Consider the following 26315-nt stretch of genomic DNA (forward strand, 5'->3'; position numbering starts at 1 on the left):
GAAGTGAGCTACTCGGTGGGCCAGGTGGCCGGCTTCGCCGGTGTGACCGTGCGCACGCTGCACCACTACGACGAGATCGGCCTTCTCACACCCAGTGAGCGCACGTACGCCGGTCATCGGCGCTACAGCGACGCCGACCTCGACCGGCTGCAGCAGATCATGTTCTACCGAGAACTCGGCTTCCCGCTCGACGAGGTCGCCGCCCTGCTCGACGACCCGGACACGGACCCGCAGGAGCACCTGCGGCGCCAGCACGCGCTGCTGACGGACCGGATCGAGAAGCTGCGGAAGATGGCGGCGGCCGTGGAGCACGCCATGGAGGCACACAAGATGGGGATCAACCTCACGCCCGAGGAGAGGTTCGAGGTCTTCGGGGACAAGGACCCGGAGCAGTACGCGGAGGAGGCCGAGCAGCGCTGGGGCGGTACGGAGGCGTACGCCGAGTCGCAGCGCCGCGCCGCCCGCTACACCAAGGACGACTGGAAGCGCATCAAGGCCGAGGTCGACGCCTGGGAGGAGCGCTACGTCGCCCTGATGACCGCTGGGGAACCGCCGACCGGCGAGCACGCGATGGACCTGGCCGAGGAACACCGTCAGCACGTCAGCAGGTGGTACTTCGAGGTCCCGTACGAGATGCACCGGTGTTTCGCGGAGATGTATATCTCCGACGAGCGCTTCAAGGCGTACTACGACTCCATGCACCCCGGCCTCGCCGAGCACCTCAGGGACGCGATCGCGGCGAACGCGGCCCGCCACGAGGGCTGAGCAGCCAAGGGGATGAGGGGGCGCACAGCTGTGACCGAGTTCCCGCACAGTGCATTGCGGGGACACCGGGGGAACCTGCCGGGGACACTGTGCGTTGATAGCTTTGTCCGGCCAGTGCCTGCGTGACGGCCGCCCCAGGACGCCGTACGTACGTCCCCTCACCCCTCAGGAGCCCGGAACCGTGATGTCACTTGCCCTCGGACCGAGCTGGCTGGATCCGAACCACCTGCTCGACACCTTCGGCATCTGGGGTCTGCTCCTGGTGGTCTTCGCCGAGTCGGGCCTGCTCATCGGCTTCTTCCTGCCGGGTGACTCGCTGCTGTTCACCTGCGGCCTGCTGATCACCGCGGGGACGATGAAGTTCCCGCTGTGGGGGGCGATCGGCCTGATCTGCCTCGCCGCGATCCTGGGCGACCAGGCGGGCTACATGTTCGGCAAGAAGGTCGGCCCGTCGCTCTTCAGGCGCCCGGACTCCCGCCTCTTCAAGCAGGAGAACGTCACCAAGGCGCACGAGTTCTTCGAGAAGCACGGTCCGAAGTCCCTGGTGCTGGCCCGCTTCGTGCCCATCGTGCGCACGTTCACGCCGATCATCGCCGGCGTCAGCGGCATGAAGTACCGCTCGTTCCTGGTGTTCAACGTCATCGGCGGCGTCCTGTGGGGCGCGGGCGTCACGCTGCTGGGTTCCTGGCTGGGCAACGTGGCGTTCGTCCACAAGAACATCGAGCTGATCCTGATCCTGATCGTCTTCGTCTCGGTGATCCCGATCATCATCGAGTTCCTGCGGGCCCGTTCCCAGTCGAAGAAGATCGCGCCGCAGCCCCAGCCCCAGTCCCACCCCCAGGCCCAGAACCAGCCCCCGGTCATGGACGACGCGACGACCCAGCTGCGCCGCATCTCCCCGGACCCCCGGTACCCGCAGCAGCACGGCGACCAGAACCAGCACGAGAACCAGCACGAGAACCAGGGCTCGGGCTATGACTACCAGCAGTACCCGCAGCAGCAGTACCCGCAGCAGCAGTACCCGCAGCAGCAGTACCCGCAGCAGCAGTACGCCCAGGAGCAGTACCCCCAGCAGTACGGGCAGCAGGCGCCGCAGGAGTACCAGCAGCCCCAGCAGCAGTACGGGCAGCAGGCGCCGCAGGAGTACCAGCAGCCCCAGCAGCAGTACCCGTACAACCAGGGCTACTAGGGCCGCGCGCGTTCCCCGACGCCCACACCCGGCGGTGCTCAGAAACCTCGAGTCCGCTTGGCGGCCCGGCGCCCCCCGGCGGACCCGAACCGGAGGAACAGCCGGGAGATCTCCGACCCCAGGTTCACCCCGATCGCGATGGCCATCGCGAGGGACACCGCGTTGGCCAGCGACACCAGGCCCTTGTCGATGTTGTTCTGGGCGATGGACAGCAGCCCGAAATACGTGGCGGAGCCCGGCAGCAGCGGCCCGATCGCCGCGGTCGTGTACGGCAGCGCGGATGCGAACCGGTAGCGCGACAGCAACTGTCCGAACAGACCCACGAGCCCAGCAGCGACGGCCGTGGAGGCGACCGGCGACAGCCCGCCCGGGTAGTGCAGCGCGCCGTACACGCTCCACGCGACGCCGCCGTTGAGGGTCACCCACAGCACGGTGGACCGTTCCTGCTGGAGCAGTACGGCGAAGGTCAGCGACAGCAGCATCGACGCCACGATCTGCACGACGGGCCGCTCGGCGAGGTGCAGGGCCGCGTTCGGGTCGAGTTCGGCTCCCAGCTTCACCCCGAAGTAGAGGACCACCAGGACGCCGGCGACGATGCCCACGAAGAAGTACATGACCTCCAGCAGGCGCGCCGCGGCGGTGATGTAGAAGCCGGTCAGCCCGTCCTGCACGCCCGCGACCAGGGCCCGACCGGGCAGCAGCGCGAACAGCCCACCGGTGATCACCGCGGAGGCGGCCACGGGCACATGGGCCAGCGTGAGCGCGACACCGATCGCGGCCGGCGGCATCGCGGCCACCATGAACTGGTAGAACTCCGGCAGTCCGCGGCCTGCGCACAGCCACGCGAGCCGGTCGCCGAGCATCGCGCCCAGCGCGGCCGCGACGAACACGACCAGATCGCCGCCGACGAGCATGGAGGCCGCACCGGCGAGCAGCCCGCTCGCTCCGGTCAGCGCCCAGCCGGGGTAGGGGTGCCGGTTGCGGCGGATCTCGGCGAGCCGCCGGTAGGCGTCCTCCAGGGAGATCGAGGTCTCCGGGTCGGTGAGGTCGTCCACGAGCCGGAACACGGCCTGCAGGCGGGTGTAGTCGGTGCCCCGGCGGCGTACCGTCCGCGAGGCCGACACGGGGTCGTCCACCAGGGACGGCTGGTAGGAGATCGACAGCAGGGTGAAGGTGACGTTCGGCTCGCAGCGGTCGAGGCCGTAGGACCGGCAGACCGCGAACATCGCCGCCTCCACGTCCTCGGCGCCCTCGCCGCCCGCCAGCAGCAGTTCGCCGATGCGGAGGGTGAGGTCGAGCACGCGCGGCACGGCGGGGCCCGACTCGCCGATCTTCTGCACGGGCTCCGGCGCGGGCCGCTCGGTCACCGGCATGCGCAGCATCGCGCGCATCCGGTCCTGCCAGGGCGCCTCCTTGGTGAGCCGCACCGTGGGAATCCCGGAGGGCGGCGTGAAGGCGGGCGGGGCGCTGCGGGCGCTGTACGTGCTCGGCGGGCTGAACGCGGACCCGTCCGGCTCGGCGGCGGACGGCTGCGGGACCTGGAGGCCCTCCGGGAGGGCGAACTCCGACGTCGTCTCGGAGTCGGCACCGGCCGCCGGCACCTCCAGGCCCTCGGGGACCGCGAACTCCGACGTCGTGGACGACTCGCCGCCTACGGCCGCCGGCGCGCCCACGCTCGCGGGGACGGGGAAGGCCAGGGTCGTGGCGGACTCGCTCCCGCCTCGCCCGTCGGGCGCGAACACGCCCCTCGCCTCGTCCGACCGCGGCTTGCGGCCCACCCCGTCCGGCTCCGCCACCTGCTTCTGCCTTGCCCTTCCGTGCGCGTGTGTCCCGTGGGTACCTCCCGTGCGCCCCAGTATGCGCACCCACGCCAGCGGGCCGCGTCACCCGGAAGGGTCACGCGGCCCGCTGGTGGTCGGGAGGGGGTCAGTGACCGCCGTGCTCCTTGAAGCGCTTGAGCGAGCGCTCGATCTCGGCTTCGGCGTCCACGCGGCCCACCCAGTCGGCGCCCTCGACGGACTTGCCGGGCTCCAGGTCCTTGTAGACCTCGAAGAAGTGCTGGATCTCCAGGCGGTCGAACTCGGAGACGTGGTGGATGTCCCGCAGGTGCTCCACGCGCGGGTCGGACGCCGGCACGCACAGCACCTTGTCGTCGCCGCCCGCCTCGTCCGTCATCCGGAACATGCCGATGGCGCGGCACTTGATGAGGCAGCCGGGGAAGGTCGGCTCCTCCAGGATGACCAGAGCGTCCAGCGGGTCGCCGTCCTCACCCAGGGTGTTCTCCACGAAGCCGTAGTCGGCCGGGTAGCTGGTCGAGGTGAAGAGTCGACGGTCGAGGCGGATACGACCGGTCTCGTGGTCCACCTCGTACTTGTTCCGCGAACCCTTCGGGATCTCGATCGTGACGTCGAACTCCACCGGTGGCTCCTCCATGATCAGCACATAGTTCTGGTGGTTAAGTGTCCCTCACGCAGGAGTGTGATCGCGAAAGGGGCTGGTGGTCGTGCCGGAGCTGGGGCCTTGGCGGGCCGCCGGACCACGTCTCGCACGGGTCGCGCAGGCCGTGAAACCGCACCTCACGCGCATCGCCCAGACCGTGGAACCCCGCGCCCGGCGGATCACCGAAACCGCCCGACCCGGTGTGACGCGAATCACGAGGGTGGCGAAACCGCACGCCGCGCGGGTCGCGCGCGCCGTACGCCCGCCCTACGGGACGCTGACGACCCCGCAGCTGGCGGCCGTCGCCGCCACCGTGGGCCTCGCGCTCGCGGCCGGGGCCGTGACCGCCGCCGGTCCCTGGGACTCCTCCGGTCAGCGTACGGCCGAGCGCGACCTCGCCGCAGCGTGGGACCGCCGGGGTGGCGCAGATCACGGGGCCGGTACGGCGGCGGACGCGCCCGCCCCCGCCCCGAGCGCCGCCTCCGTGCTCATGGCCCTCGGCGGCGCCACCACCAAGTCCGCCCCCGAGGACAAGCCCCTCGCCGCCGTACTCGACCCGCTCCTGCGCGACCCCTCCCTCGGCACCCGGCGCAGCGCCGCGGTCGTCGACGTGGCCACCGGGAAGCGCCTGTACGCCAAGGGCGCGGACGACGCGCTGACCCCCGCCTCGACCACGAAGATCGCCACCGCCGTCGCCGCGCTCTCCGCGGCGGGCGCCGACCACCGCTTCACCACGCGCGCGGTGGTGGAGCCCGGCAGCGACCACCTGGTTCTCGTCGGCGGCGGCGACCCGACGCTGACCGCCCGTGAGCAGGCCGGGGGCTGGGCGAGCCTGCGCACCCTGGCCGACGACACCGCCGCCGCCCTGAAGAAGCGCCACCTGACCTCGGTGACCCTCTCGTACGACACCTCCCTGTTCGCAGGCCCCGTCCTGCACCCCATCGGCGTCAACGACAACCTCGCCCCGGTCACTGCCCTGATGGCCGACGAGGGCCGCACGGACGACACCTCCAGCGGGCCGGCCCCGCGCGGCACGGACCCGGCGGCCGACGCGGCCCGCACGTTCGCCCGACTGCTCCAGGGCCACGGCATCAAGACCTCGCAGCCCGGCCCGGCGAAGGCCTCGGCGCGCGCCGAGGCGCTGGCCTCCGTCCAGTCGCCGCCCCTGTCCGCCGTCGTCGAGCGGATGCTCACCGACAGCGACAACGACATCGCCGAGGCCCTCGCCCGCCAGACCGCCCTCGCCACCGGCGGCCGCCCGGACTTCGACGGGGGCGCGGCGGCGATCTCCGCCCGGTTGAAGAAGCTGGGCCTGCCGGTCGGCGGCTCGCAGTTCCACGACGGCAGCGGCCTCGACCGCGACGACAAGCTCACCGCGGATCTGCTGACGGCCCTGCTGGCGACCGCCGCCTCCCCGTCCCACCCCGACCTGCGCGCCGTCCTCACGGGTCTGCCGGTGGCGGGTTTCACGGGCACCCTCAGCGACCGCTACGCGGACGCCGCCGAACACTCCGGCGTGGGCCTCGTCCGCGCCAAGACGGGCTCCCTGACCGGCGTCAACACGCTCGCCGGAACGGTGGTCGACGCGGACGGCCACCTCCTGGCGTTCGCGTTCCTGACGGAAGGCTCGATGGACCAGACGACGGCGAGAACGGCACTGGACCACACGGCAGCGACCCTGGCGTCCTGCGGCTGCCGCTGACCGTTGTGGGCAGTGGTTGGCTGTCGCACCTCTTCGGGCAGTCGTTCCGCTGTCGCACCGCCATGGGCAGTCGTACCGCAGGGCGATGGGGGTTCCCTCTGCTCGAGCGAAGCCGACAGCTTGGGGGAGGGTGGCCACAGCCGACACCACTGGGCACAGTTCGGCCGAGGCCCAGCCCGGCCAAGCTCCCTCAGCCCTGCCAGCAGCGGCAGCGCTCACGTACCGTTGACACATGACGAGCATCGGTGGTGCCGGATCTCCTGGGATGGTCGACTGGAATCTCGCGGTGGCGACCGCGACCCGGCTCGTGCGGCCGGGCCCCGAAGTGAGCCGCGACGAGGCCCGGGCCGTCGTCGCCGAGCTGCGCCGCCACGCGAAGGCCTCGGAGGAACATGTCCGGGGCTTTACTCGTATGGGTGAAGAGGGTGTGCACGACACCCCGGTCCTGGTGGTCGACCGCCCCGGCTGGGTCAGGGCGAACGTCGCCGGGTTCCGGGAGATCCTCAAGCCCCTCCTCGACAAGTTGTCGCAGCGCCGCGGCAGCACGCCCGGCGGGGCCGTCCTCGGCGCCGTCGGCGGCAAGGTCACCGGCGTGGAAGTGGGCATGCTGCTGTCGTTCCTGTCCAGCCGGGTGCTCGGACAGTACGAGACCTTCGCCCCGCCCACCCGCGAGCTGCCCGCGGGCGAGAACGGCGGTGGCCGCCTGCTGCTGGTCGCGCCGAACATCGTCCACGTCGAGCGGGAGCTGGACGTGGACCCGCACGACTTCCGCCTCTGGGTATGTCTGCACGAGGAGACGCACCGCACGCAGTTCACCGCGGTGCCCTGGCTGCGCGACCACCTGGAGGGCGAGATCCAGTCGTTCCTCGGAGAGACCGACATCGATCCCATGACCGTCCTGGAGCGCGTCAGGGAGGCCGTCCAGTCGCTCGCCGGGGGCCGCCCGGAGGGCGAGGAGGGCGACGACGGGCACTCCCTCGTGGAACTCGTGCAGACCCCCGCCCAGCGGGAGATCCTCGGCCGGCTCACCGCGGTGATGTCGCTCCTGGAGGGACACGCCGACTTCGTGATGGACGGCGTCGGACCGGAGGTCGTGCAGAGCGTCGCCGAGATCCGCGAGAAGTTCCAGCAGCGCCGCGCCAGGGGCGCCTCCCGTCTGGACCTGGCCTTGCGCAAGCTGCTGGGCCTGGACGCCAAGCTCAGGCAGTACCGCGACGGCGAGCGGTTCGTGCGGGCGGTCGTCGAGCAGGTCGGCATGGACGGCTTCAACCGTGTGTGGACCTCCCCGAACACCCTTCCGACCAAGGCGGAGATCGCCAAACCGGCGGACTGGGTCGCACGGGTGCACCGCAGGGCGGAATCGTGAACCCGGAGTGAGAGCCATGAATCCGGAGTGAAGTAATCCGGCCGTCGGCAGGTGAACGCTCCGCCAATCACTCTTCCGAGGGACCGTGAGCCCGCGACAGGCGTGCAATGCTCGGGGAACGGCCCGTTTCTGTCACCATCTACACACTCTGAGTGACCGGCTTCGGGCTCACCCCCCGACACAACTTCATGAAGGGAACCGGACATGGGTCCCCATCCTGCGGTCGCGGCGATACGCCTGGCGGTCCGCCGCGTCCTCCACGACATCCTGACCGAGCAGACCGCCGAGCGGCCGAGAGAGCACGTGACCGTCGGCCGTCTGCCCCACGAGCGCCCGTCCGCGCCGCTCGTGCTCGTGGCGTGCTCGGGCGGCGCCGACTCCATGGCGCTCGCCTCCGCCCTCGCCTTCGAAGCACCCAAGCTCGGCATCTCCGCCGGCGGCATCACCGTCGACCACGGCCTGCAGCCCGGCTCCGACCTGCGCGCCGCCGAGGTCGTCCTGCGCCTGCGCGAGCTGGGCCTGGACCCCGTCGAGTCCGTCGCCGTCACCGTCGGCCGTGACGGAGGACCCGAAGCCGCCGCCCGCGACGCGCGCTACGCCGCCCTGGACGCCGCCGCCGACCGCCTCGGCGCGACCGCGATCCTCCTCGGGCACACCCGCGACGACCAGGCCGAGACCGTCCTGCTGGGCCTCGCCCGCGGCTCCGGCATCCGCTCCCTGTCCGGGATGGCCGCGGTCTCGGGGACCGGCGGCCGCTACCGCCGCCCCTTCCTCCACATCGACCGGCAGACCGCCCGCAAGGCCTGCATGACCCAGTCGCTGCCCGTCTGGGACGACCCCCACAACACCGACCCCGCCTACACCCGCTCCCGGCTCCGCCAAGAGGGCCTGCCCGCCCTGGAGAAGGCGCTCGGCAAAGGCGTCGTCGAAGCCCTCGCCCGCACGGCGCAGCTCTCCCGCGACGACGCCGACGCCCTCGACGCCTGGGCCGGCCAGGCCGAGGCCTCCGTCCGCGACGCCTCCGGGCTCCTGGAGTGCGCCAAGCTCTACGCCCTGCCCCCCGCCGTCCGCCGCCGCATCCTGCGCCGCGCCGCCATCGAGGCGGGCGCCCCGGCCGGGTCCCTCTTCGCCCGGCACATCGAGGAGGTCGACCGGCTGATCACCGGCTGGCGGGGCCAGGGGGCCATCAATCTCCCGGGCAAAGTCGTCGCCCAGCGGCAGGGTGGCAGACTGGTGATTCGGCAAGGCTGAGAACACGCCCCCTGCGGGAGGCGCCCGGCCGCCCCTCAGGGGGCCGGTCAGCCACGCGAGCGGGCCAAGGGGCGCGCCGCTGTCGCGAGGAAGAGCGCGGGCACGCCGCGAGAGCAGTAGCCGCCATGCGGCTGCCGCCGCGCGGGGTGACCGGCCGCGGTCGGCCCTCGACGGCGGCACGGCGCTCCCGGACGCGCGCGAGCAATCGAAGCGGCGGGACGACCGAAAGTGATGCGGGTGGACGCGAAAGACATGGGTGCCGACCTCAAGCAGGTGCTCATCACCAAGGAAGAGATCGACGCGAAGCTGGCCGAGCTGGCCGCGAAGATCGACGCGGAGTACGCGGGCAAGGACCTGCTGATCGTCGGCGTTCTCAAGGGCGCGGTGATGGTCATGGCCGACCTGGCCCGGGCACTGTCCACCCCTGTCACGATGGACTGGATGGCCGTGTCCTCCTACGGCGCGGGAACGCAGTCCTCCGGCGTCGTGCGGATCCTCAAGGACCTCGACACCGACATCAAGGGCAAGCACGTCCTGATCGTCGAGGACATCATCGACTCCGGGCTGACCCTGTCCTGGCTGATCTCCAACCTCGGCTCCCGCGAGCCCGAGTCGCTGAAGGTGTGCACGCTGCTGCGCAAGCCGGACGCCGCCAAGGTCGCCATCGACGTCGAATGGGTCGGATTCGACATCCCGAACGAATTCGTCGTGGGCTATGGCCTCGACTACGCGGAGAAGTACCGCAACCTCCCGTTCGTCGGTACTCTCGCGCCCCACGTCTACGGCGGCTGATGAACCCTCCGCGGCCCGGCCGCTCCCGGCCGCCCGCGCGGCGGCCGGATCCCGGATTGAGGTCTTTGTAAGACGTTCGGGAACCACAACGGGTTTCGCGCCGTTGGAGATGCGTGGGCGGTATTGCCGGTAGTCCCCTGCGGCTGAGGGTGGCGATCCTGGGGTACCGTCGGAAGAACTGTTTTTATCAAACTCACTATGGCAGGAGGGACGGGGCGGCACCGCTCCGTATGGATGGACGTGAAGCGATACTTCCGTGGGCCGGTCATGTGGATCGTGCTGGCCGTCCTTGCCGTGGTCGTGTTGATGCAGGTCGTCGGCTCTTCAGGCGGCTACAAAACGGTGGACACCGGCAAGGTCGTCCAGGCGATCAATGACAACAGGGTCGACTCGGCCAAGCTGACCACCGGCGACGAGCAGGTCGTCAAGGTCTCGCTCAAGGACGGCGTAAAGGTCGACGGCAGCTCCAAGATCCAGGCGAGCTACATCGGCGACCAGGGCGTGACCCTGGCCAACACCCTGCAGGACAAGTACCAGAACAAGCAGATCCCGAAGGGCTACACGGTCTCGCCGTCCAAGCAGAACCCCTTCGTCGGCATCCTGCTCTCCCTGCTGCCCTTCGTCCTGATCGTGGTCGTCTTCCTGTTTCTGATGAACCAGATGCAGGGCGGCGGCTCCCGGGTGATGAACTTCGGCAAGTCGAAGGCGAAGCTCATCACCAAGGACACCCCGAAGACGACGTTCTCGGACGTCGCGGGTGCGGACGAGGCGGTCGAGGAGCTGCAGGAGATCAAGGAGTTCCTGCAGGAGCCGGCCAAGTTCCAGGCTGTCGGCGCGAAGATCCCCAAGGGTGTGCTGCTCTACGGCCCGCCCGGTACGGGTAAGACGCTGCTGGCGCGTGCCGTCGCCGGCGAGGCGGGTGTCCCGTTCTACTCGATCTCGGGTTCCGACTTCGTCGAGATGTTCGTCGGTGTCGGTGCCTCCCGGGTCCGTGACCTGTTCGAGCAGGCCAAGGCGAACGCCCCGGCGATCGTCTTCGTCGACGAGATCGACGCGGTCGGCCGCCACCGCGGCGCCGGCCTCGGCGGCGGTCACGACGAGCGCGAGCAGACCCTGAACCAGCTGCTCGTCGAGATGGACGGCTTCGACGTCAAGGGCGGCGTGATCCTCATCGCGGCCACGAACCGCCCCGACATCCTCGACCCGGCCCTCCTGCGTCCCGGCCGCTTCGACCGTCAGATCGCGGTCGACCGCCCGGACATGCAGGGCCGTCTGGAGATCCTGAAGGTCCACCAGAAGGGCAAGCCGGTCGCCCCGGACGTCGACCTGTCGGCCGTCGCCCGCCGCACCCCCGGCATGACCGGCGCCGACCTCGCCAACGTCCTGAACGAGGCCGCGCTGCTGACGGCCCGCAGCGACAAGAAGCTGGTCGACAACCGGATGCTGGACGAGGCGATCGACCGCGTGGTCGCGGGCCCGCAGAAGCGGACCCGGATCATGTCGGACAAGGAGAAGAAGATCACCGCGTACCACGAGGGCGGCCACGCCCTGGTCGCGGCGGCCTCGCCGAACGCCGACCCGGTCCACAAGATCACGATTCTGTCCCGCGGCCGCGCCCTCGGCTACACGATGGTCCTCCCGGACGAGGACAAGTACTCCACGACCCGCAACGAGATGCTGGACCAGCTGGCCTACATGCTGGGCGGCCGCGCGGCCGAGGAGCTCGTCTTCCACGACCCGACCACCGGTGCCGCGAACGACATCGAGAAGGCCACCAACCTGGCCCGCGCGATGGTCACGCAGTACGGCATGACCGAGCGCCTCGGTGCGATCAAGTTCGGCACCGACGGCAGCGAGCCGTTCCTCGGCCGTGAGATGTCTCACCAGCGCGACTACTCGGAAGAGGTCGCCGCGCTGGTGGACGAGGAGGTCAAGAAGCTCATCGAGACGGCGCACAACGAGGCCTGGGAGATCCTGGTCGAGAACCGCGACGTCCTCGACAACCTCGTCCTGGCCCTCCTGGAGAAGGAGACCCTGGGCAAGGAGGAGATCGCCGAGATCTTCGCGCCCGTGGTCAAGCGTCCGCCGCGGCCCGCCTGGACCGGTTCCTCGCGCCGCACGCCGTCCACCCGCCCGCCGGTGCTCTCCCCCAAGGAGCTCGCACTGACGAACGGGGCGAACGGCGCGACCCCGGCGATCGCGAACGCCGAGTCCGTCTCCACGGAGGCGTCTTCGGAAGACCGCCGCGAGAGCTGAACACGGGTCCCACCGGCCCCGGAATTTCGGCCGCGCCCCCCAGGGTTCTAGCCTGGGGGGCGCGGCCGGTTTTGGTAGGCCGCGGATGAGACGCGCGACCCGTGCGCGTCACAGGCGCAGGAGCGAGGCACCACATGACCGACCCGGTGACGCTGGACGGCGAGAGCACGATCGGCGAGTTCGACGAGAAGCGTGCGGAGAACGCCGTGAGGGAACTGCTCATCGCGGTCGGGGAGGACCCGGACCGAGAGGGGCTGCGTGAGACGCCGGGCAGGGTGGCGCGGGCGTACCGGGAGCTTCTGGCCGGGCTCAGGCAGGAGCCCGAGGACGTACTGACGACGACGTTCGACCTGGGCCACGACGAGATGGTCCTGGTCAAGGACATCGAGATCGTCTCCCTCTGCGAGCACCACCTGCTGCCGTTCCACGGTGTCGCCCATGTCGGCTACATCCCGGCCGAGAGCGGAAAGATCACCGGCCTGTCGAAGCTGGCGCGTCTCGTCGAGGTGTTCGCACGCCGGCCGCAGGTGCAGGAACGACTCACCACGCAGATCGCGGACTCGCTCATGCGCATCCTCGAGGCCCGGGGCGCCATCGTCGTCATCGAGGCCGAGCACATGTGCATGTCCGTGCGCGGCATCCGCAAGCCGGGCGCCAAGACGACGACGTCGGCCGTGCGCGGCCAGCTGCGGGACGCCACGACGCGCGCCGAGGCGATGAGCCTGATACTGGCGCGCTGACCGCGCTGACCGCGCTGACCGCGCTGACCGCGCTGACCGCGCTGACCGCGCTGACCGCCTCAGCGCCGTCCGTCAGGAGACGGGTGCCGCGTTGCCGTCGTTGCCGTCTTGGTCGTCGTCCTCCGGGAGCTTGCAGACCCGCTCCAGGAACAGGGCGGCCGCTATGACCGCGATGCCCGCGACGACCGAGAAGCCGGCGTAGATGGCCTGGTCGCGGCGGGAGGGCATGTCCAGGGAGCCCAGGAGGAAGACGCCCGTGCCTCCGTACATGCCGGCGACCAGGGACGCGACCAGGGCACTGGCCTGGCCGAAGACGACCGCGCGGGCCGCCATCAGCGGGTCGACGCCCTTCGCGTCCTGGCGGCGCTCACGCTGGGCCTTCAGACGGGAGCGAAGGGAGAGCGCCGTGGCCAGCAGGACCACGGCGATCAGGGCGAGGACGACGGGGGCGGCCAGCGGGACCCGGGGCAGTGTGCCCACGACGTCCCACAGGCGGGCGCCCGCCCAGGACAGCACTCCGGCCACTACGAACACCGCCACCAGCGTCCTGACGCGCAGCTCTTTCACGATGTCCCTTCGTCGGCCCGGCCGTCGGTCGCACGGGGCGGTGATCCGGGAGGCCCCGGCCCGGTAGACCTTAACGACTACTCGGGCAGCCGGAGTTCCAGGTCTGCGCGGGGCGTGACCCCGTGGCGGGTGACGGCGTCGAGCAGGTGTGCCACCGGGCCGCGGCCGGGCAGCTGGGCCTCCGGGTCGAGGTCGTGCCACGGCGCGAGGACGAAGGCCCGCTCGTGGGCGCGCGGGTGGGGCAGCGTGAGCACCGGGTCGTCGGAGACCACGTCGGCGTACGCGACGATGTCCACGTCCAGCGTGCGCGCCCCCCAGCGCTCGTCGCGCACCCGGTGGAAGGCCTCCTCGACGGCGTGCGCCCGCTCCAGCAGAGAGGAGGGAGGCAGGGTCGTCTTCACGACGACCACCGCGTTGAAGTACGCCGACTGGCTGCCGGGCGCCACGCCCCACGGCTCGGTCTCGTACACCGGCGAGACCGCCTTGACGCGGACGCCCGGCGTGTCCTCCAGGGCGTCTATCGCGCCCTGGAGGTTCTCCAGGCGGTTGCCCAGGTTCGAGCCGATGGAGATCACGGCCCGTTTCGGGTTCTGCAGGGTGGTGTCGGCGGCGTCCACTTTCTCCACGACGGAGGTGGGCACCGGCTGGACGGTCGGGTCGCTCTGACCCCCGGCGAAGAAGGCGGTCATACTCGGCTCCGGGTGATGGTGACGGTCACGTCGTCGAAGGGGACCGTGATCGGGGCGTCCGGCTTGTGGACGCAGACCTCGACCTCCTGGACCGGGGCGTGCTTGAGGCAGGACAGTGCGATGCGCTCCGCGAGCGTCTCGATGAGGTTCACGGGCTCCCCCTCGACCAAGGCGACGACCTCCTCGGCCACGACGCCGTAGTGCACGGTCTTCGTCAGGTCGTCGTCGGTCGCGGCCGGCCGGGTGTCCACGCCCAGGACGAGATCGACGATGAAGGTCTGGCCCTCCTCGCGCTCCTTGGGGAACACGCCGTGGTGCCCGCGGGCCTTCAGGCCGCGCAGCGCGACACGATCCACGCGAATCACTCCTGCAATCGTCGGTAGCGGCCGATTCTCACCGGGTGCGGACGGTACACCGGCCTCGAACGAATCTACCTGCGGACACTGACAGCGTCGGCCCACGGGGGCACGCGCCGACGGCACCGGCAGGAGGGTTCATCGGGCGTTTCCCCTGGGGAACACGGTGGCTCATGGCCAGGTAGCCGCCCATACCCAGGAGTAGGTGATTCCGACCACTTCGGGCCGCCTACCCACTCGCGCGGGCCGTCCACCCCCTCAGACGGAGTCGTCCTCCTCGTCGTCACTGGTTTCAGTCAGCACGGGGGAGGCGTGGTGCGACCAGAGCTTCCAGCCGTCGGACGTGCGGCGGAACACGTTCGTGGCGACCACGAGCTGGCCGACGAGCGGTCCCGGCTCCTCACCGCCGTCGGGGGACGGGCCGCCGCTGAGGATGTTCTCCGTGCAGGTCACGAGGGCGGTGTCGCCCGTCACGGAGACATGGACGTCGGTGAGGAAGAACTGGATGTAGTCGGTGTTCGCCATGATCAGCGCGTACGACCTCAGGACCTCGCCGCGTCCGGTCAGGACGGGCCAGCCGGGGTGGACGCAGGAGACCACGCCGGTGTCGGCCGGGTCGTGGTACTCCTCGTCGACGCCCAGGTCGGAGGGGGCGAGCCAGAGCGAGGACAGCTCCTCGAAGTCACCCCGCTCCATGGCCTCGTAGAAGGCCGTGTTGGCCAGTTCGACCTGTTCGACGTCGGTGTGGGCGGTGCTCACCGGGCTCCTTCGGGGGTTCCGGTCGTGCGTGCGTCCTCCAGGGCGTGGGCGACGCGTACGGCGTCCGCCGTCGCGCGCACCTCGTGCACGCGCACGGCCCAGGCGCCGGCGTGCGCGGCGAGTGCGGAGACGGCGGCCGTGGCGGCGTCGCGCTCCCGTGCGGGCGGGGGTGCGCCCTCGGGGCCGGCCAGGACGCGGCCGAGGAACCGTTTGCGGGAGGCGGCCACCAGGAGGGGGTGGCCGAGGCCGAGCAGGCGGTCGAGGTGGGCGAGCAGGGCGAGGTCGTGCTCGGCGTCCTTGGAGAAGCCGAGACCGGGGTCGACGACGATGCGGTCCGGGGCGATGCCGCCCTCGAGGACGGCCTCCACGCGCGCGTGCAGCTCGTCCACGACCTCGGTGACGACGTCCCCGTACACGCCCTTGACGTTGCCGCCCTGCAGGAAGCCGCGCCAGTGCATGACCACGAAGGGGGCGCCCGTGGCCGCGACGACCGGGATCATCGCGGGGTCGGCGAGGCCGCCGCTGACGTCGTTGACGAGGGCGGCACCAGCGGCGAGGGCCTGCTCGGCGACACTGGCCCGCATGGTGTCGACGGAGACCGTGACGCCCTCGGAGGCGAGGCCGCGCACGACGGGGATGACCCGCCTCAGCTCCTCGGCCTCGTCGACACGGGGGGCACCGGGGCGGGTGGACTCCCCGCCGACGTCGACGAGGTCGGCGCCCTCGGAGACCAGGTCGAGACCGTGCTTGACGGCGACGGTGGTGTCGAACCAGCGGCCGCCGTCGGAGAAGGAGTCGGGGGTGACGTTGACGACCCCCATGACCGCACAGCGGTCCCACACCGGAAGACCGGCCACGCGGCCCCGCCCACTCTTCGTGCTCATACGTTCAGCGTAGGCCCCCGGGGCCTGCCTTTCGGATCAGCTCGGCGTCGCGAGGCGTGGCAAAGACAGGCCCGGGCCCCCCGCACCCGGCTCCCGGGGCGGGGTGACCGCCACAGCGGGTCGGGGCGCCGGGGGGCGGCGCCCCCGGGATACCGCTGGGGCGGAGGATGGCCCGTCGGGCACGGCCTCGCCGGAGACGGCTCCGCCCCGTCGCTGCGCAGTGCGGCTGCGGCCGGGCTCCGGGACGGCCCGGTGGGGCCCCCGGTGGGGGATCGGGGGCCTCGATCGGGCCTGGTCGGGGCCTGTCAGGCCCGGCTGGGGGTCCGTACCCCGCGTTCCGCCACGCCGTGCGCGCAGGGGCGCGGGGCCCGGGACGTGCGGCGCAGGACGCGGGGGAGGGCCAGGTTCACGAAGCCCTCGGCCTGCATGACCGCGAAGCCGATGCGCGGCAGGTCGCGGGTGGAGGCGTACACCATGAACCGCGGCTCCCAGCGCGGCTGGAACTTGGCGTTGAACTTGTACAGGGACTCGATCTGGAACCACCGGGAGAGGAAGACCAGCAGCCCCCGCCACGCCCGCAGCACCGGCCCCGCACCGATCTTCTCGCCGCGGGCCAGCGCCGAGCGGAACATCGCGAAGTTCAGCGAGACGCGCTCGATGCCGAACTTCGGCGCAGCCTGCAGCGCGGCCACGATCAGCAGTTCGTTCATGCCCGGGTCGGCCGAGCGGTCGCGGCGCATCAGGTCCAGGGAGGCCCCGTCCGTGCCCCAGGGGACGAAGTGCAGGACGGCCTTGAGGTCGCCGTACGGTCCTGCCTCGGCGTCAGCCTTGTGGGCCGTCGCGATCAGGCAGTCACCGTCGGCCGGGTCCCCGACACGGCCGAGCGCCATGGAGAAGCCGCGCTCGGTGTCCGTACCGCGCCAGTCCTCGGCCGCCCGTCGTATGCGCTCCAGCTCGCCCTCGCCGAGGTCACGGATGCGCCGTACCCGGGTCTCGTAACCGGCGCGCTCGATGCGCTTCACCATCTGGCGCACGTTGCGCATCGCGCGCCCGGAGAGGGAGAAATCCTTGACGTCCACCACCGCCTCGTCACCCAGTTCGAGGGCGTCCAGGCCGGTCTCGCGGGTCCACACCTCGCCGCCCGTCTCCGAGCAGCCCACGACCGCGGGCGTCCAGGAGTGCGCCTTGGCCTCGTCCATGAACCGCTCGATGGCGCCAGGCCAGGCCTCCACGTCGCCGATCGGGTCGCCGCTCGCCAGCATCACGCCCGACACGACGCGGTAGGTCACCGCCGCCTTGCCGCTCGGTGAGAAGACGACCGCCTTGTCGCGGCGGAGCGCGAAGTGGCCGAGGGAGTCACGACTGCCGTGCTTGTCCAGCAGGGCGCGCAGCCGTCCCTCGTCCTCCTCGGTGAGCTGGGCGGCCGGGTGTTCGGGACGGAACGCCAGGTAGATCGTGGTGATCGCGGTGATCAGACCGAGCGCGCCGAGCGAGAAGCCCACCGTCCAGGAGGTGTTGCCGGTGTAGTCGACCGGGCCCTCGAAGCCGAACAGGCCGTACAGGACGTGCTCGAGGCGGTCGGACAGGCTCGGGTCGCCGACCATGCGGTGCGAGTGGACGCTGACGATGACCAGGCCCAGACCCACGGAACCGGCGCCCATGAGGATGAAGTTGGCCAGTGCGCGCCAGCGGCTGCGCGGGTCGGGCAGGGCCGCGAACTCGCCTCGGTGGCGCAGCAGCGGCACCAGCAGCGCCACCGCGATGAGCACGCCGACGAGCGAGTGGCGGTAGACGTACTCCGACACGGCGCCCGCCGGAAGGAGCAGCACCGCGGCGCGCCACGCCCGGCGCTTGCGCCGGCGCAGCCCGTGGGCCAGGAGCAGCAGCAGGACGCCCGCGCTCAGGGACAGGGCCGCGGCGAAGGGCCCGAACGAGCCGGGCAGGACCTCGGCCATGCGGTGCATCCGGCTGTGCCGGAAGCGCGGGAACACGCCACCGGCGATGTCCAGGACTCCCACGAGGGTGCAGGCCCTGGCGATCAGCGTGGGAACGGCCTCCGGGCGCGGGCCACGGAGTATGCGCCACACCACAGGTGATCGCTCCGGAACCTCACCCGACTTTTCCCCATCTATCCTGACAGACATCGCATCCCGTAGTTCTGCGAGAGACCTTGAGCCCGGTGCCGATTGGGGCATCCGGCGACATTGCGCCCTCTAGGACGGTGTCTCGGGGAGAGAGGTTCACTCCCCATCACAAAGCTGGTTCAAAGGCGACGGAAAGTCCGGGGCAAGGACCGGCGAAACCGCGGGGGCGGGCCCCGCGGCCGTATGGAAAGCGCAGGCAGGAAAGAGCCCATGGGTCTCACGAGCAACAAGGTGCTGGCGCTGGCGATCGTGTTCGCCGTGCTGCTGTTCGTCGGCACGGTGTGGTACTGGCCACGGCTGGCGCGACGGAACTGGCGGGCCGTCAGTGGACGGGTCGGTCTGCTGTTCGCCACCCAGTTGTCGATCTTCGCGTCCCTCGGGATCCTCGCCAACCAGACATTCGGCTTCTACGCCAGCTGGGCGGACCTGTTCGGCCAGGAGAACGAGCAGGGCGTGGTCCTCGCCGGTGGCACCGCGGGGTCGGGCGGCGGGCCCCTCCAGGTCATGGGCACCCAGACGGTGCCCGTGCCGGGTGGCGGGCAGCCGCAGATCGGCGGCCAGATCCAGAAGGTCGCCATAACGGGGAGTGGCACTCATATCGCCACATCGGCACTGGTGTACCTGCCGCCGGAGTACTTCCAGCCGCAGTACCGCGCGAGGACGTTCCCGGTGACCGTCGTCCTCACCGGCTACCCGGGGACGACCGCGGCGCTCGTCAAGGGGCTGCACTACCCGCAGACGGCGCACGATCTGGCAAAGAAGGGCAAGATGCAGCCGATGATCCTGGTGATGATGCGCCCGACCGTCGCGCCGCCGCGGGACACGGAGTGCGCGGACATCCCGGGTGGACCGCAGACGGAGACGTTCTTCGGGAAGGAGCTCCCCTACGCGGTCCGGTCCCACTACAGGGTGGGACCGATCCCCTACGGCTGGGGCATCATCGGCGACTCCACGGGAGGCTACTGCGCGCTGAAGCTGGCGATGCACCACCCGCTCACGTACGCCGCCGGGGCAGGCCTGTCGCCGTACTACAAGGCGGCGGTCGACCCGACCACGGGCGACCTGTTCGGCGGCAAGAAGGACCTGGAAAACCGCGCCGACCTGATGTGGTGCATCAAACACCTGAAGGCTCCCGACACTTCACTGCTCGTCACCAGCAGCAAGGCCGGGGAGAAGGACTACAAGTCCACGCTCCGGTTCATAGACGCGGTGAAGGCCAAGAAGCCGACCAGGATCTCGTCGATCATCCTCGACAGCGGCGGCCACAACTTCAACACCTGGCGGCGCGAGATCCCGGCCGCGCTGCAGTGGTTGAGCGGGCGGCTCAGCGACCGCTGAGTGGCCGAATAGGCGGCGGCTCGGACGGGAATTCCGCACAATCCCAAGACGGGCGGGTCGAGCTCCCCTGACTCGCTTTCGGGTGCGGGAGCCCGGGCCGGAGATCGAGATCACGGCCTCCCGATGAATGATCTTGAAAGTGGGTCCGGGCGGCCCCGGGAAGACGACTGCCGTGCCACGGGAAGGGCCTGGCAGGGCGGTCGCCACCCGCCCAGGGGACCGCTGACAAGATCGTCGGCGTATCGGCGCCGAAGCGAATCGCGTGGATTCGCAAGCCGCCTGTTCCCATTCCGATGCCGATGGGACTGTGTGAACGCTGCGGAGTGGCCGTGTTTTTACCGGGCGTGGCACCATCATTCGCCTACGCGCGGTAAGTTTCTGGCCATGCCACGTGGACGTCACCGTCATTCCCCACCCTTGCACAGGCTGTTGCCTCCTTCGGTGATCGCAGGCGTCTCGGTCGTCTGCGCCGTGGGGCCCTGGTTGTTCACGGAGCCACTGGTGCTCCGTGGGCTGGCCGCGGGTGCCGCGGTCACGACGATCCTGGGCTCGGTCGTCATGCGCCGCTGGGACCTGGCCGCGGGCAAACGCGTCGCCGACCTCACGCGCGCGCGGGCGAGCGACGAATGGCGTCACGAGGAGCGCGTCGCCGAGTTGGAGACCGACCTCGAGGAGTCGCGCGAACTGCGCGCCAAACTGGAGCAGAGGCTCCGCGCCAAGCGCACGGAACTGGCCAATCTCCGCAACGAACACGCCGCCCTGCTGCGGCGGTACGCCACGGCGGAGACGGAGCGCGCGAGCGCCCTGGAGGGCCGCCGCCGGCTGGCGATCGAGGCCGCGCCCGCTTCGCCGGAACTGTCCGCGCCGGTCGCGGACGCGCCCGCCACCGAGCCGGACGACGACGCCGGGCCGGCGCCGTCCGCACCCCGGGCGTTCTCCCCGGCGGGCCCGGCGCTCTTCGCGGCGGCCGACGAGGCGCTGGCACGGCTTGCCCGGCGCGGGGCCGCGGGCGGCGCCGGGGAGCCGGACGACGACTCCGGGGCGGCGAGCGAGAAGGACTCCCCGACGAAGGGCGGCCCGGACGACGACGGCGGCGAGCGCGCCTCCGCCGATCCCGACGCCCCGGAGGCCCCCGAGGCCGGCGCCGAGATCGAAGGCGAGGGCGAGTCGGCCGCCGAGCAGGAGCACCCGGCCGCCTCGGAGGAACAGCAGCCCCAGCCCCCCGCCGCCAAGTCGGCCCACACCACCGGGCACTTCACGGTGCCGACCGCCGTGGCCGTCGTACCGTCGGCTCCGCGTCCGCGCCCGGCCGTCGAGGGTGGGTTCGACTTCTTCGGCACCAAGTCGCGGCAGAGCCTGGAGTCCGTGCAGAACGAGGACCTCGCGGACGTCGTCGGCCAGGAGGCGCTCGCGGTGCACAAGGCGGAGTCCGAGTCCGGCTTCAAGTCCGCGGACCCCGAGGCGCGCGCCGTCGGCCAGGTCATCGACCTGACGGCGCACGACGAGACCGAGCGGATCGACGTCCAGGGGCTGCGGACCGCGGCCTCCTGAACCGCCAGGACGTGGAATGGGGGCGGCGGCACACCAGGTGCCGCCGCCGCTCACGTCGTCCCGACGTCCCGCGTCACGTGGTGGCGCTGTGGCCTACGAGGCCATCCACCGGTCCGGCCGGGCGTCCCGTCGCCCCGTGCGCGACCGGTCCGCCTGCGCGTACAGCAGTTCCGCCGCCTCCTCGGCGTCCCTGAGGCGGGCCGTGACCGTCTTGTTCGCGCCGGTGTCCAGGTGCACGTCGGCGACCCGCCACAGCCGCTGCCACGGCCCCTGCGTCAGCCGTGCGCTCTGCACCTTGGCGTGCGGGACGAGGGACAGGGTGCGGCGCAGCAGGCCGCGCCGGGCGGCGAACACCGCCTCGGTGTCGGCCAGCCCCTGGCCGCGCCACCACATCGGCAGGCACCGGGCCGCGCGCCGCGGCGGCCGGGACAGGGACGTCGGCACGGTCACCCCGGGCAGCACCCGGGCGATCACCGACTCGGCGGCCGCGCGCGGGGCGACCGGGACCAGCACCGAGTCGGACGAGCCGGCCACGTCCAGTTCGACCCGCACCCAGCCGCGCCTCCGCCACAGCAGCGGCTCCACGATCCGTACGCTCTGCACGCGCCCCGGCGGCACCGTCTCGTGCGACCGGTCCAGCAGCCCGTGGTCCATACGGAGCCCGTCCGGCGACTCACCCACCGTCCAGTCGTACGCGCGCACGAAACGCCCCGCCGACCTGGTGGCCGCGCCGCCGAGCAACGGCAGCCCGGCGGCCAGCACCGCCCCCACGCTGTGCGTGCCGAGCCACACCAGCGTCGGCACGACCAGGGCGCCCAGCAGCGAGCCCCAGGTGGCCCCGATGAGGAGGAGGGAGACGGCCAGGTCGCCCGGTGGCACGTGCAGCAGCCGCCGTACCGGCGCCTCGCCGACCTCGTGCGCCGTCTCGGGGGCGAAGCCGGCCGCGCGGGCGAGGAGCTCGGCCCGCAGCGCCCGCGCCTCCCCCTGGCCGAGATAGGCCAGTTCGTCCTTCTTGTGGGTGCCGATGACGTCCAGCTTCAGCTTGGCGACACCTGCGAGGCGGGCCAGCAGCGGCTGGGTGACGTCGACGGCCTGCAGCCGGTCCAGACGGATGTGCGCGGTACGGCGGAACAGCAGGCCCGTGCGGATGCGCAGTTCGGTGTCGGTCACCGAGAAGTGCGTGAACCACCAGCTGAGGAAGCCGTACAGGGCGGCGGCCGGCACCAGGACCGCGAGGCCGATGAGGAGCGCGGTCGCGGTCAGTTTCGCCAGCTGCTCCTGGGCCTGGTTCGGGTCGTGCGCGGCCCAGCCGACGACCACGGCGACCGGCGCCCAGGCGCGCCGCAGCGGGGTCACGGGATGCAGCCGCCGCTCGGTGCCGCGCTGCCCCTCGGGTATGCCGGGCTGTGCCCCGCTGTCGCTCACAGCCCCGCCGATCGGGCCTTGCCCAGCTCGGTCAGCCGGTCCCGCAGCCGCTCAGCCTCGGCCGGATGCAGCCCCGGGATCCTGGCGTCGGTCGCGGCGGCGGCCGTGTGCAGCTGGACGCTCGCCAGCCCGAAGTGACGTTCGACGGGACCGGAGGTCACCTCCACGAGCTGCATGCGGCCGTAGGGCACCACGGTCTCCTCCCGCCACAGCACGCCCCGGCTGATCAGCAGGTCGTCGGCGCGCTCGGCGTACCGCCAGGAGCGCCAGTTGCGGCCGAGCAGCACCCAGCCCCAGGCGAGCCCGGCCAGCGGCAGCAGTGCGAACAGCGCCCACACCGGTCCGGCCAGCAGCCCCGGCAGCAGCGCCACCACGACGGTCCCCAGCCCCAGCCACACCAGCAGCAGCATCCGCCGCATTCTCAGCAGCCCTGGTGGCAGACCCGTCCAGAGGGGCTCCCCGCCCGCCTTCACCGTCCCCGTTTCCATGGCGCAAGCGTACGTACGAGAGACTGGGTCCATGACTCCTACGACGGAGACCATGGTCGGGATCGGCGGCGCCGCGGAGAGCACCGACATGGTGCTCAACATCGGGCCCCAGCACCCGTCCACGCACGGTGTGCTGCGGCTGAAGCTGGTTCTGGACGGCGAGCGGATCAAGCGTGCGGAGCCGGTCATCGGCTATATGCACCGCGGTGCGGAGAAGCTGTTCGAGGCGCGCGACTACCGCCAGATCATCATGTTGGCCAACCGCCACGACTGGCTCTCCGCCTTCTCCAACGAGCTGGGCGTGGTCCTCGCCGTCGAGCGCATGCTCGGCATGGAGGTGCCCGAGCGCGCCGTGTGGATGCGCACGCTCCTCGCGGAGCTGAACCGGGTCCTGAACCACCTGATGTTCCTCGGCTCCTACCCGCTGGAGCTGGGCGGCATCACGCCGGTGTTCTACGCGTTCCAGGAGCGCGAGGAGCTGCAGAACGTCATGGAGGAGATCTCCGGCGGCCGCATGCACTACATGTTCAACCGGGTCGGCGGACTCAAGGAGGACCTTCCGGCGGGATGGACCGCACGCGCGCGTACCGCCGTCCGTGACGTGCGCTCCCGTATGGACCGGTTCGACGACCTGGTGCTCGGCAACGAGATCTTCCGGGGGCGCACCCGGGGCGTGGGCGTCCTCCCGCCGGAGACCGTGCACGCCTACGGCGTCAGCGGGCCGATCGCGCGCGCCTCCGGTGTGGACTTCGACCTGCGCCGGGACGAGCCGTACCTGGCCTACGGGGACCTCCAGGACACCCTCAGGGTCGTCACCCGGCAGGAGGGCGACTGCCTGGCCCGTTTCGAGTGCCTGCTGGAGCAGACGCACATCGCGCTGGACCTGGCCGACGCGTGCCTGGACCGGCTGGCCGAGCTGCCGCCGGGGCCGGTCAACCAGCGCCTGCCCAAGGTGCTCAAGGCGCCCGAGGGCCACACCTACGCCTGGACCGAGAATCCGCTCGGCATCAACGGCTACTACCTGGTCAGCAAGGGCGACAAGACGCCGTACCGGCTCAAGCTCCGCTCGGCCTCGTACAACAACATCCAGGCGCTGACCGAGCTGCTGCCGGGCACGCTGGTCGCCGACATGGTGGCGATCCTGGGGTCGATGTTCTTCGTGGTCGGGGACATCGACAAGTAGCTTCCCGAGCCTTCGAGGCCGGCGAGCCGTTCGAGGTAATCGGGCCCTTCGAGTCTTCGTGGCCTACGAGCCTACGAGCCTACGAGCCTACGAGTCCTTCGAGGGCCGCTTCCGGGATGCCCACGGGCTGGAGCAGCCAGCCGAAGTCGCCGAGGCCGCCGGGCGCGGTGAGCTCGGCGGCGGCTCCGGCGTGCGCGAGGGCGCGTACGTACGCGGTGGGGTCCGTGGAGGCGAGCGTGAGCGGGGGGCGTGCGCCGGTGATCCCGAGGGCTCGCAGCGCGACGCGCTGGGTCAGCAGGCGTGCTCCCGGCAGGGCACACGCGTCCAGGGCCACATGCGCCGTGATGTCGCAGGAGCCGTCCGGCACGGGAGTGCACTCCCGGCCCGCGCGGAACCCGGTGAGCGTCCCGAACGGCGGCCGGGCGTCCGCGCGGTGCGCGTAGTCGACGGCGACGGCCAGCCCGCGCTCGACGGTGGCGACCGCGGCGGCCCACGCGGTGTCCCGGGGCGCGCCGATCTCGGCCCGGGCCCCTTCGGCGGACAGCGGCCACCAGCGTTCCAGCCACGCCGCCTCCGCTCCCGTGACCGGCTCCCCGAGCCGCTCGGTTCCGTCCCGCCGGACCAGGACCAACCGGGGCACGCCGTCGGCGTCCGCCTCCGCGACCTCGAGCGGCACGTTGTCCAGCCACTCGTTCGCGAACAGCAGTCCGGTGATCTTCTCCGGGGGCTTGCCCAGCCACTCGATCCCGGGATCCAGGCCCCGGGGCCTGTCGGCGATCTCCACAGCACACGCGCGCGTGCGGGCGGCCACGTCCCCGGGCAGCGCGTCCAGGACCCCGGCGACCAGTTCGCCCCGCCCCGCCGCCATGTCCACGAAGGTCAGCTCGGCCGGCCGCCCCAGCGCCTCGTCGACCAGGCACAGCAGCCGGGCCACGGCCACGGCGAACAGCGGCGAGGCGTGCACGGACGTACGGAAGTGCGCGGCGGGCCCCTCGGGCCGCCGGTAGAAGCCGTCCGCCCCGTACAGCGCCTCCTCGGCCGCCGCCCGCCATCCCCGCCACTCACCGCTCAGCCGCTGTCCCACGGGGTCAGGCTAGGTGCCTCTCCGACCATGGGGTGCCGACGGGTATCCACCTTGCGGAGTACGTGTGTCCGTCACGGATCGGTCCTCCGGTTGACCCCGCACCCTGCGCGTTTCCCTACTCTGGGTTACGTGCAGCGCCTCTATGACTTCCTCCGCAGGCATCCCACCTGGGTCGACAGTTTCTGGGCCGTCGTCCTGTTCGGGCTCTCCTGCGTGAGTCTGACGAATCTCAACGGGGCGCCGGACCACCACGGATCGCTCCCGGTCGGGCTCGCGGTCTCCGCCGTGCTCTGCCTCGTCGTCGCGCTGCGCCGCCGTATGCCCGAGAAGATGCTGATCGTCGCCGCCGGCATGGGCCTGGCCCAGCTGGTCCTGGACGAGCAGTCGATGATCGCCGACTTCGCCATGCTGGTGATCATCTACACGGTGGCCGCCCTGGGCGCCCGCTGGGCCTCCCGCGTCGGCCTGATCGTCGGCCTGAGCGCGGGCACCCTGGCCACGATCCGCTGGCCGGAACACCACTCGGGTGCCCTGGACAACATCGCGATAGCCGTCTTCCAGACCGTGCCCTTCGCGCTCGCCTGGGTCCTCGGTGACTCCCTGCGCACCCGGCGCGCCTACTTCGCCCAGCTGGAGGAGCGCGCCGCCCGGCTGGAGAAGGAGCGCGAGGCGCAGGCCAAGGTCGCGGTCGCCGCCGAGCGCGCCCGTATCGCCCGCGAGCTGCACGACGTGGTCGCGCACAACGTCTCGGTGATGGTGGTGCAGGCCGACGGCGCCGCCTACGTCCTCGACACCGCTCCCGACCAGGCGAAGAAGGCCCTGGAGACGATCTCCACCACCGGCCGTCAGGCGCTCGCCGAGATGCGCCGGCTGCTCGGCGTGCTGCGCACCGGCGAGCACAAGGAGGAGGGCGAGTACGTCCCGCAGCCCGATGTCGAACAGATCGACGACCTGGTCGAGCAGTGCCGCAGCGCGGGCCTGCCCGTCGACTTCAAGGTGGAGGGCACCCCGCGCCCGCTGCCCAGCGGCGTGGAGCTCACCGCGTACCGCATCGTGCAGGAGGCGCTCACGAACACCCGCAAGCACGGGGGGCCGGGCGCGGGCGCCAGCGTGCGCCTGGTGTACTTCGACGACGGCCTCGGACTGCTCGTCGAGGACGACGGCAAGGGCGCCCCGCACGAGCTCTACGAGGAGGGCGGCCTCGACGGCCAGGGCCACGGTCTGATCGGCATGCGGGAGCGCGTCGGCATGGTCGGCGGAACTTTGGACGCGGGCCCCCGCCCCGGAGGAGGCTTCCGCATCAGTGCCCTGCTTCCGCTGAAACCGGCCCACTGACACGTGCCCGCC

23 protein-coding genes are annotated in these 26315 nt (G+C 71.4%); 12 read left to right on the top strand and 11 right to left on the bottom strand.

Annotated features, from left to right (window positions below):
• The first annotated feature begins 3 nt into the window (after positions 1–3).
• Together AB0N14_RS25505 and AB0N14_RS25510 are read left to right on the top strand one after the other, a co-directional pair.
• Positions 4–765: a MerR family transcriptional regulator gene (locus AB0N14_RS25505; RefSeq protein WP_366028020.1), complete on the top strand. Its 762-nt coding sequence runs from the start codon at positions 4–6 to the stop codon at positions 763–765.
• A 181-nt stretch (positions 766–946) separates the two neighbouring features.
• A complete protein-coding gene (locus AB0N14_RS25510) occupies positions 947–1954 on the top strand; it encodes a VTT domain-containing protein (RefSeq protein WP_366028021.1) in 1008 nt (335 codons plus the stop codon).
• Between the two features lie 38 nt (positions 1955–1992).
• Here AB0N14_RS25510 and AB0N14_RS25515 read toward each other — a convergent pair whose 3' ends face one another.
• On the bottom strand, positions 1993–3627 hold the full coding sequence (locus AB0N14_RS25515; protein WP_366028080.1) for a threonine/serine exporter family protein: 1635 nt from the start codon (positions 3625–3627) through the stop codon (positions 1993–1995).
• A 253-nt stretch (positions 3628–3880) separates the two neighbouring features.
• The gene (locus tag AB0N14_RS25520) at positions 3881–4372 is read right to left on the bottom strand and encodes an inorganic diphosphatase (protein ID WP_366028022.1); all 492 of its coding nucleotides are present in this window, start codon (positions 4370–4372) and stop codon (positions 3881–3883) included.
• Between the two features lie 79 nt (positions 4373–4451).
• On the opposite strand from AB0N14_RS25520, the gene dacB reads away from it, so the two are divergent.
• From dacB to folE, 6 genes are all read left to right on the top strand, one after another.
• The gene (dacB, locus tag AB0N14_RS25525) at positions 4452–6095 is read left to right on the top strand and encodes a D-alanyl-D-alanine carboxypeptidase/D-alanyl-D-alanine-endopeptidase (RefSeq protein ID WP_366028023.1); all 1644 of its coding nucleotides are present in this window, start codon (positions 4452–4454) and stop codon (positions 6093–6095) included.
• Between the two features lie 232 nt (positions 6096–6327).
• Positions 6328–7461: a zinc-dependent metalloprotease gene (locus AB0N14_RS25530; RefSeq protein WP_366028024.1), complete on the top strand. Its 1134-nt coding sequence runs from the start codon at positions 6328–6330 to the stop codon at positions 7459–7461.
• 204 nt (positions 7462–7665) lie between these two features.
• Positions 7666–8712: a tRNA lysidine(34) synthetase TilS gene (gene tilS, locus AB0N14_RS25535; protein WP_366028025.1), complete on the top strand. Its 1047-nt coding sequence runs from the start codon at positions 7666–7668 to the stop codon at positions 8710–8712.
• Positions 8713–8943: 231 nt separating this feature from the next.
• Positions 8944–9504 carry a hypoxanthine phosphoribosyltransferase gene (hpt, locus tag AB0N14_RS25540; protein ID WP_103840506.1) on the top strand — a complete coding sequence of 187 codons (561 nt, stop codon included), beginning with the start codon at positions 8944–8946 and terminating at the stop codon, positions 9502–9504.
• Positions 9505–9738: 234 nt separating this feature from the next.
• The gene (ftsH, locus tag AB0N14_RS25545) at positions 9739–11760 is read left to right on the top strand and encodes an ATP-dependent zinc metalloprotease FtsH (protein ID WP_366028026.1); all 2022 of its coding nucleotides are present in this window, start codon (positions 9739–9741) and stop codon (positions 11758–11760) included.
• A gap of 134 nt (positions 11761–11894) precedes the next feature.
• A complete protein-coding gene (gene folE, locus AB0N14_RS25550) occupies positions 11895–12500 on the top strand; it encodes a GTP cyclohydrolase I FolE (protein WP_366028027.1) in 606 nt (201 codons plus the stop codon).
• 72 nt (positions 12501–12572) lie between these two features.
• On the opposite strand, the gene AB0N14_RS25555 is transcribed toward folE, so the two are convergent.
• The 6 genes from AB0N14_RS25555 to AB0N14_RS25580 all read right to left on the bottom strand — a co-directional run bounded on the left by AB0N14_RS25555 (position 12573) and on the right by AB0N14_RS25580 (position 17899).
• Positions 12573–13067: a DUF3180 domain-containing protein gene (locus AB0N14_RS25555; RefSeq protein ID WP_366028028.1), complete on the bottom strand. Its 495-nt coding sequence runs from the start codon at positions 13065–13067 to the stop codon at positions 12573–12575.
• A gap of 77 nt (positions 13068–13144) precedes the next feature.
• Complete coding sequence (folK, locus tag AB0N14_RS25560; protein ID WP_366028029.1) at positions 13145–13756, bottom strand: 2-amino-4-hydroxy-6-hydroxymethyldihydropteridine diphosphokinase; 612 nt, start codon at positions 13754–13756, stop codon at positions 13145–13147.
• A complete protein-coding gene (folB, locus tag AB0N14_RS25565) occupies positions 13753–14112 on the bottom strand; it encodes a dihydroneopterin aldolase (protein ID WP_366028030.1) in 360 nt (119 codons plus the stop codon). Before folB ends, folK begins: the two co-directional genes overlap by 4 nt.
• A 258-nt stretch (positions 14113–14370) precedes the next feature.
• Positions 14371–14871: a nuclear transport factor 2 family protein gene (locus AB0N14_RS25570; protein ID WP_366028031.1), complete on the bottom strand. Its 501-nt coding sequence runs from the start codon at positions 14869–14871 to the stop codon at positions 14371–14373.
• Positions 14868–15755 carry a dihydropteroate synthase gene (gene folP, locus AB0N14_RS25575; protein WP_366028032.1) on the bottom strand — a complete coding sequence of 296 codons (888 nt, stop codon included), beginning with the start codon at positions 15753–15755 and terminating at the stop codon, positions 14868–14870. The genes AB0N14_RS25570 and folP overlap by 4 nt, the downstream gene beginning before the upstream one ends.
• A 305-nt stretch (positions 15756–16060) precedes the next feature.
• Positions 16061–17899, bottom strand: coding sequence for a phosphatidylglycerol lysyltransferase domain-containing protein (locus tag AB0N14_RS25580; RefSeq protein WP_366028033.1), 1839 nt, complete (start codon positions 17897–17899; stop codon positions 16061–16063).
• 210 nt (positions 17900–18109) lie between these two features.
• On the opposite strand from AB0N14_RS25580, the gene AB0N14_RS25585 reads away from it, so the two are divergent.
• Together AB0N14_RS25585 and AB0N14_RS25590 are read left to right on the top strand one after the other, a co-directional pair.
• Positions 18110–19237 carry an alpha/beta hydrolase-fold protein gene (locus AB0N14_RS25585; protein ID WP_366028034.1) on the top strand — a complete coding sequence of 376 codons (1128 nt, stop codon included), beginning with the start codon at positions 18110–18112 and terminating at the stop codon, positions 19235–19237.
• A gap of 384 nt (positions 19238–19621) precedes the next feature.
• On the top strand, positions 19622–20788 hold the full coding sequence (locus AB0N14_RS25590; protein ID WP_366028035.1) for a hypothetical protein: 1167 nt from the start codon (positions 19622–19624) through the stop codon (positions 20786–20788).
• 93 nt (positions 20789–20881) lie between these two features.
• Here AB0N14_RS25590 and AB0N14_RS25595 read toward each other — a convergent pair whose 3' ends face one another.
• Positions 20882–22213: a PH domain-containing protein gene (locus AB0N14_RS25595; protein WP_366028036.1), complete on the bottom strand. Its 1332-nt coding sequence runs from the start codon at positions 22211–22213 to the stop codon at positions 20882–20884.
• Complete coding sequence (locus AB0N14_RS25600) at positions 22210–22701, bottom strand: PH domain-containing protein (protein WP_366028037.1); 492 nt, start codon at positions 22699–22701, stop codon at positions 22210–22212. Before AB0N14_RS25600 ends, AB0N14_RS25595 begins: the two co-directional genes overlap by 4 nt.
• 31 nt (positions 22702–22732) lie before the next feature.
• On the opposite strand from AB0N14_RS25600, the gene AB0N14_RS25605 reads away from it, so the two are divergent.
• A complete protein-coding gene (locus AB0N14_RS25605) occupies positions 22733–23884 on the top strand; it encodes an NADH-quinone oxidoreductase subunit D (protein ID WP_366028038.1) in 1152 nt (383 codons plus the stop codon).
• 79 nt (positions 23885–23963) lie between these two features.
• On the opposite strand, the gene AB0N14_RS25610 is transcribed toward AB0N14_RS25605, so the two are convergent.
• A complete protein-coding gene (locus AB0N14_RS25610) occupies positions 23964–24968 on the bottom strand; it encodes an SAM-dependent methyltransferase (RefSeq protein ID WP_366028039.1) in 1005 nt (334 codons plus the stop codon).
• Positions 24969–25097: 129 nt separating this feature from the next.
• Here AB0N14_RS25610 and AB0N14_RS25615 point away from each other — a divergent pair, with 129 nt between their 5' ends.
• Positions 25098–26303 (top strand): sensor histidine kinase, encoded by a 1206-nt coding sequence (locus AB0N14_RS25615; RefSeq protein ID WP_366028040.1) that lies wholly within the window; start codon positions 25098–25100, stop codon positions 26301–26303.
• Positions 26304–26315: the final 12 nt, after the last annotated feature.

The organism is Streptomyces sp. NPDC051104 (assembly GCF_040682835.1).
Classification (GTDB): Bacteria; Actinomycetota; Actinomycetes; order Streptomycetales; family Streptomycetaceae; genus Streptomyces; species Streptomyces cynarae.

Coding starts and splice junctions, on each gene's coding strand:
- AB0N14_RS25530 (WP_366028024.1), top strand. CDS start 6,328: ATGACGAGCATCGGTGGTGCCGGATCTCCTGGGATGGTCGACTGGAAT.
- tilS (WP_366028025.1), top strand. CDS start 7,666: ATGGGTCCCCATCCTGCGGTCGCGGCGATACGCCTGGCGGTCCGCCGC.
- hpt (WP_103840506.1), top strand. CDS start 8,944: ATGCGGGTGGACGCGAAAGACATGGGTGCCGACCTCAAGCAGGTGCTC.
- ftsH (WP_366028026.1), top strand. CDS start 9,739: ATGGACGTGAAGCGATACTTCCGTGGGCCGGTCATGTGGATCGTGCTG.
- folE (WP_366028027.1), top strand. CDS start 11,895: ATGACCGACCCGGTGACGCTGGACGGCGAGAGCACGATCGGCGAGTTC.
- folK (WP_366028029.1), bottom strand. CDS start 13,756: ATGACCGCCTTCTTCGCCGGGGGTCAGAGCGACCCGACCGTCCAGCCG.
- folP (WP_366028032.1), bottom strand. CDS start 15,755: ATGAGCACGAAGAGTGGGCGGGGCCGCGTGGCCGGTCTTCCGGTGTGG.
- AB0N14_RS25580 (WP_366028033.1), bottom strand. CDS start 17,899: ATGTCTGTCAGGATAGATGGGGAAAAGTCGGGTGAGGTTCCGGAGCGA.
- AB0N14_RS25585 (WP_366028034.1), top strand. CDS start 18,110: ATGGGTCTCACGAGCAACAAGGTGCTGGCGCTGGCGATCGTGTTCGCC.
- AB0N14_RS25590 (WP_366028035.1), top strand. CDS start 19,622: ATGCCACGTGGACGTCACCGTCATTCCCCACCCTTGCACAGGCTGTTG.
- AB0N14_RS25600 (WP_366028037.1), bottom strand. CDS start 22,701: ATGGAAACGGGGACGGTGAAGGCGGGCGGGGAGCCCCTCTGGACGGGT.
- AB0N14_RS25605 (WP_366028038.1), top strand. CDS start 22,733: ATGACTCCTACGACGGAGACCATGGTCGGGATCGGCGGCGCCGCGGAG.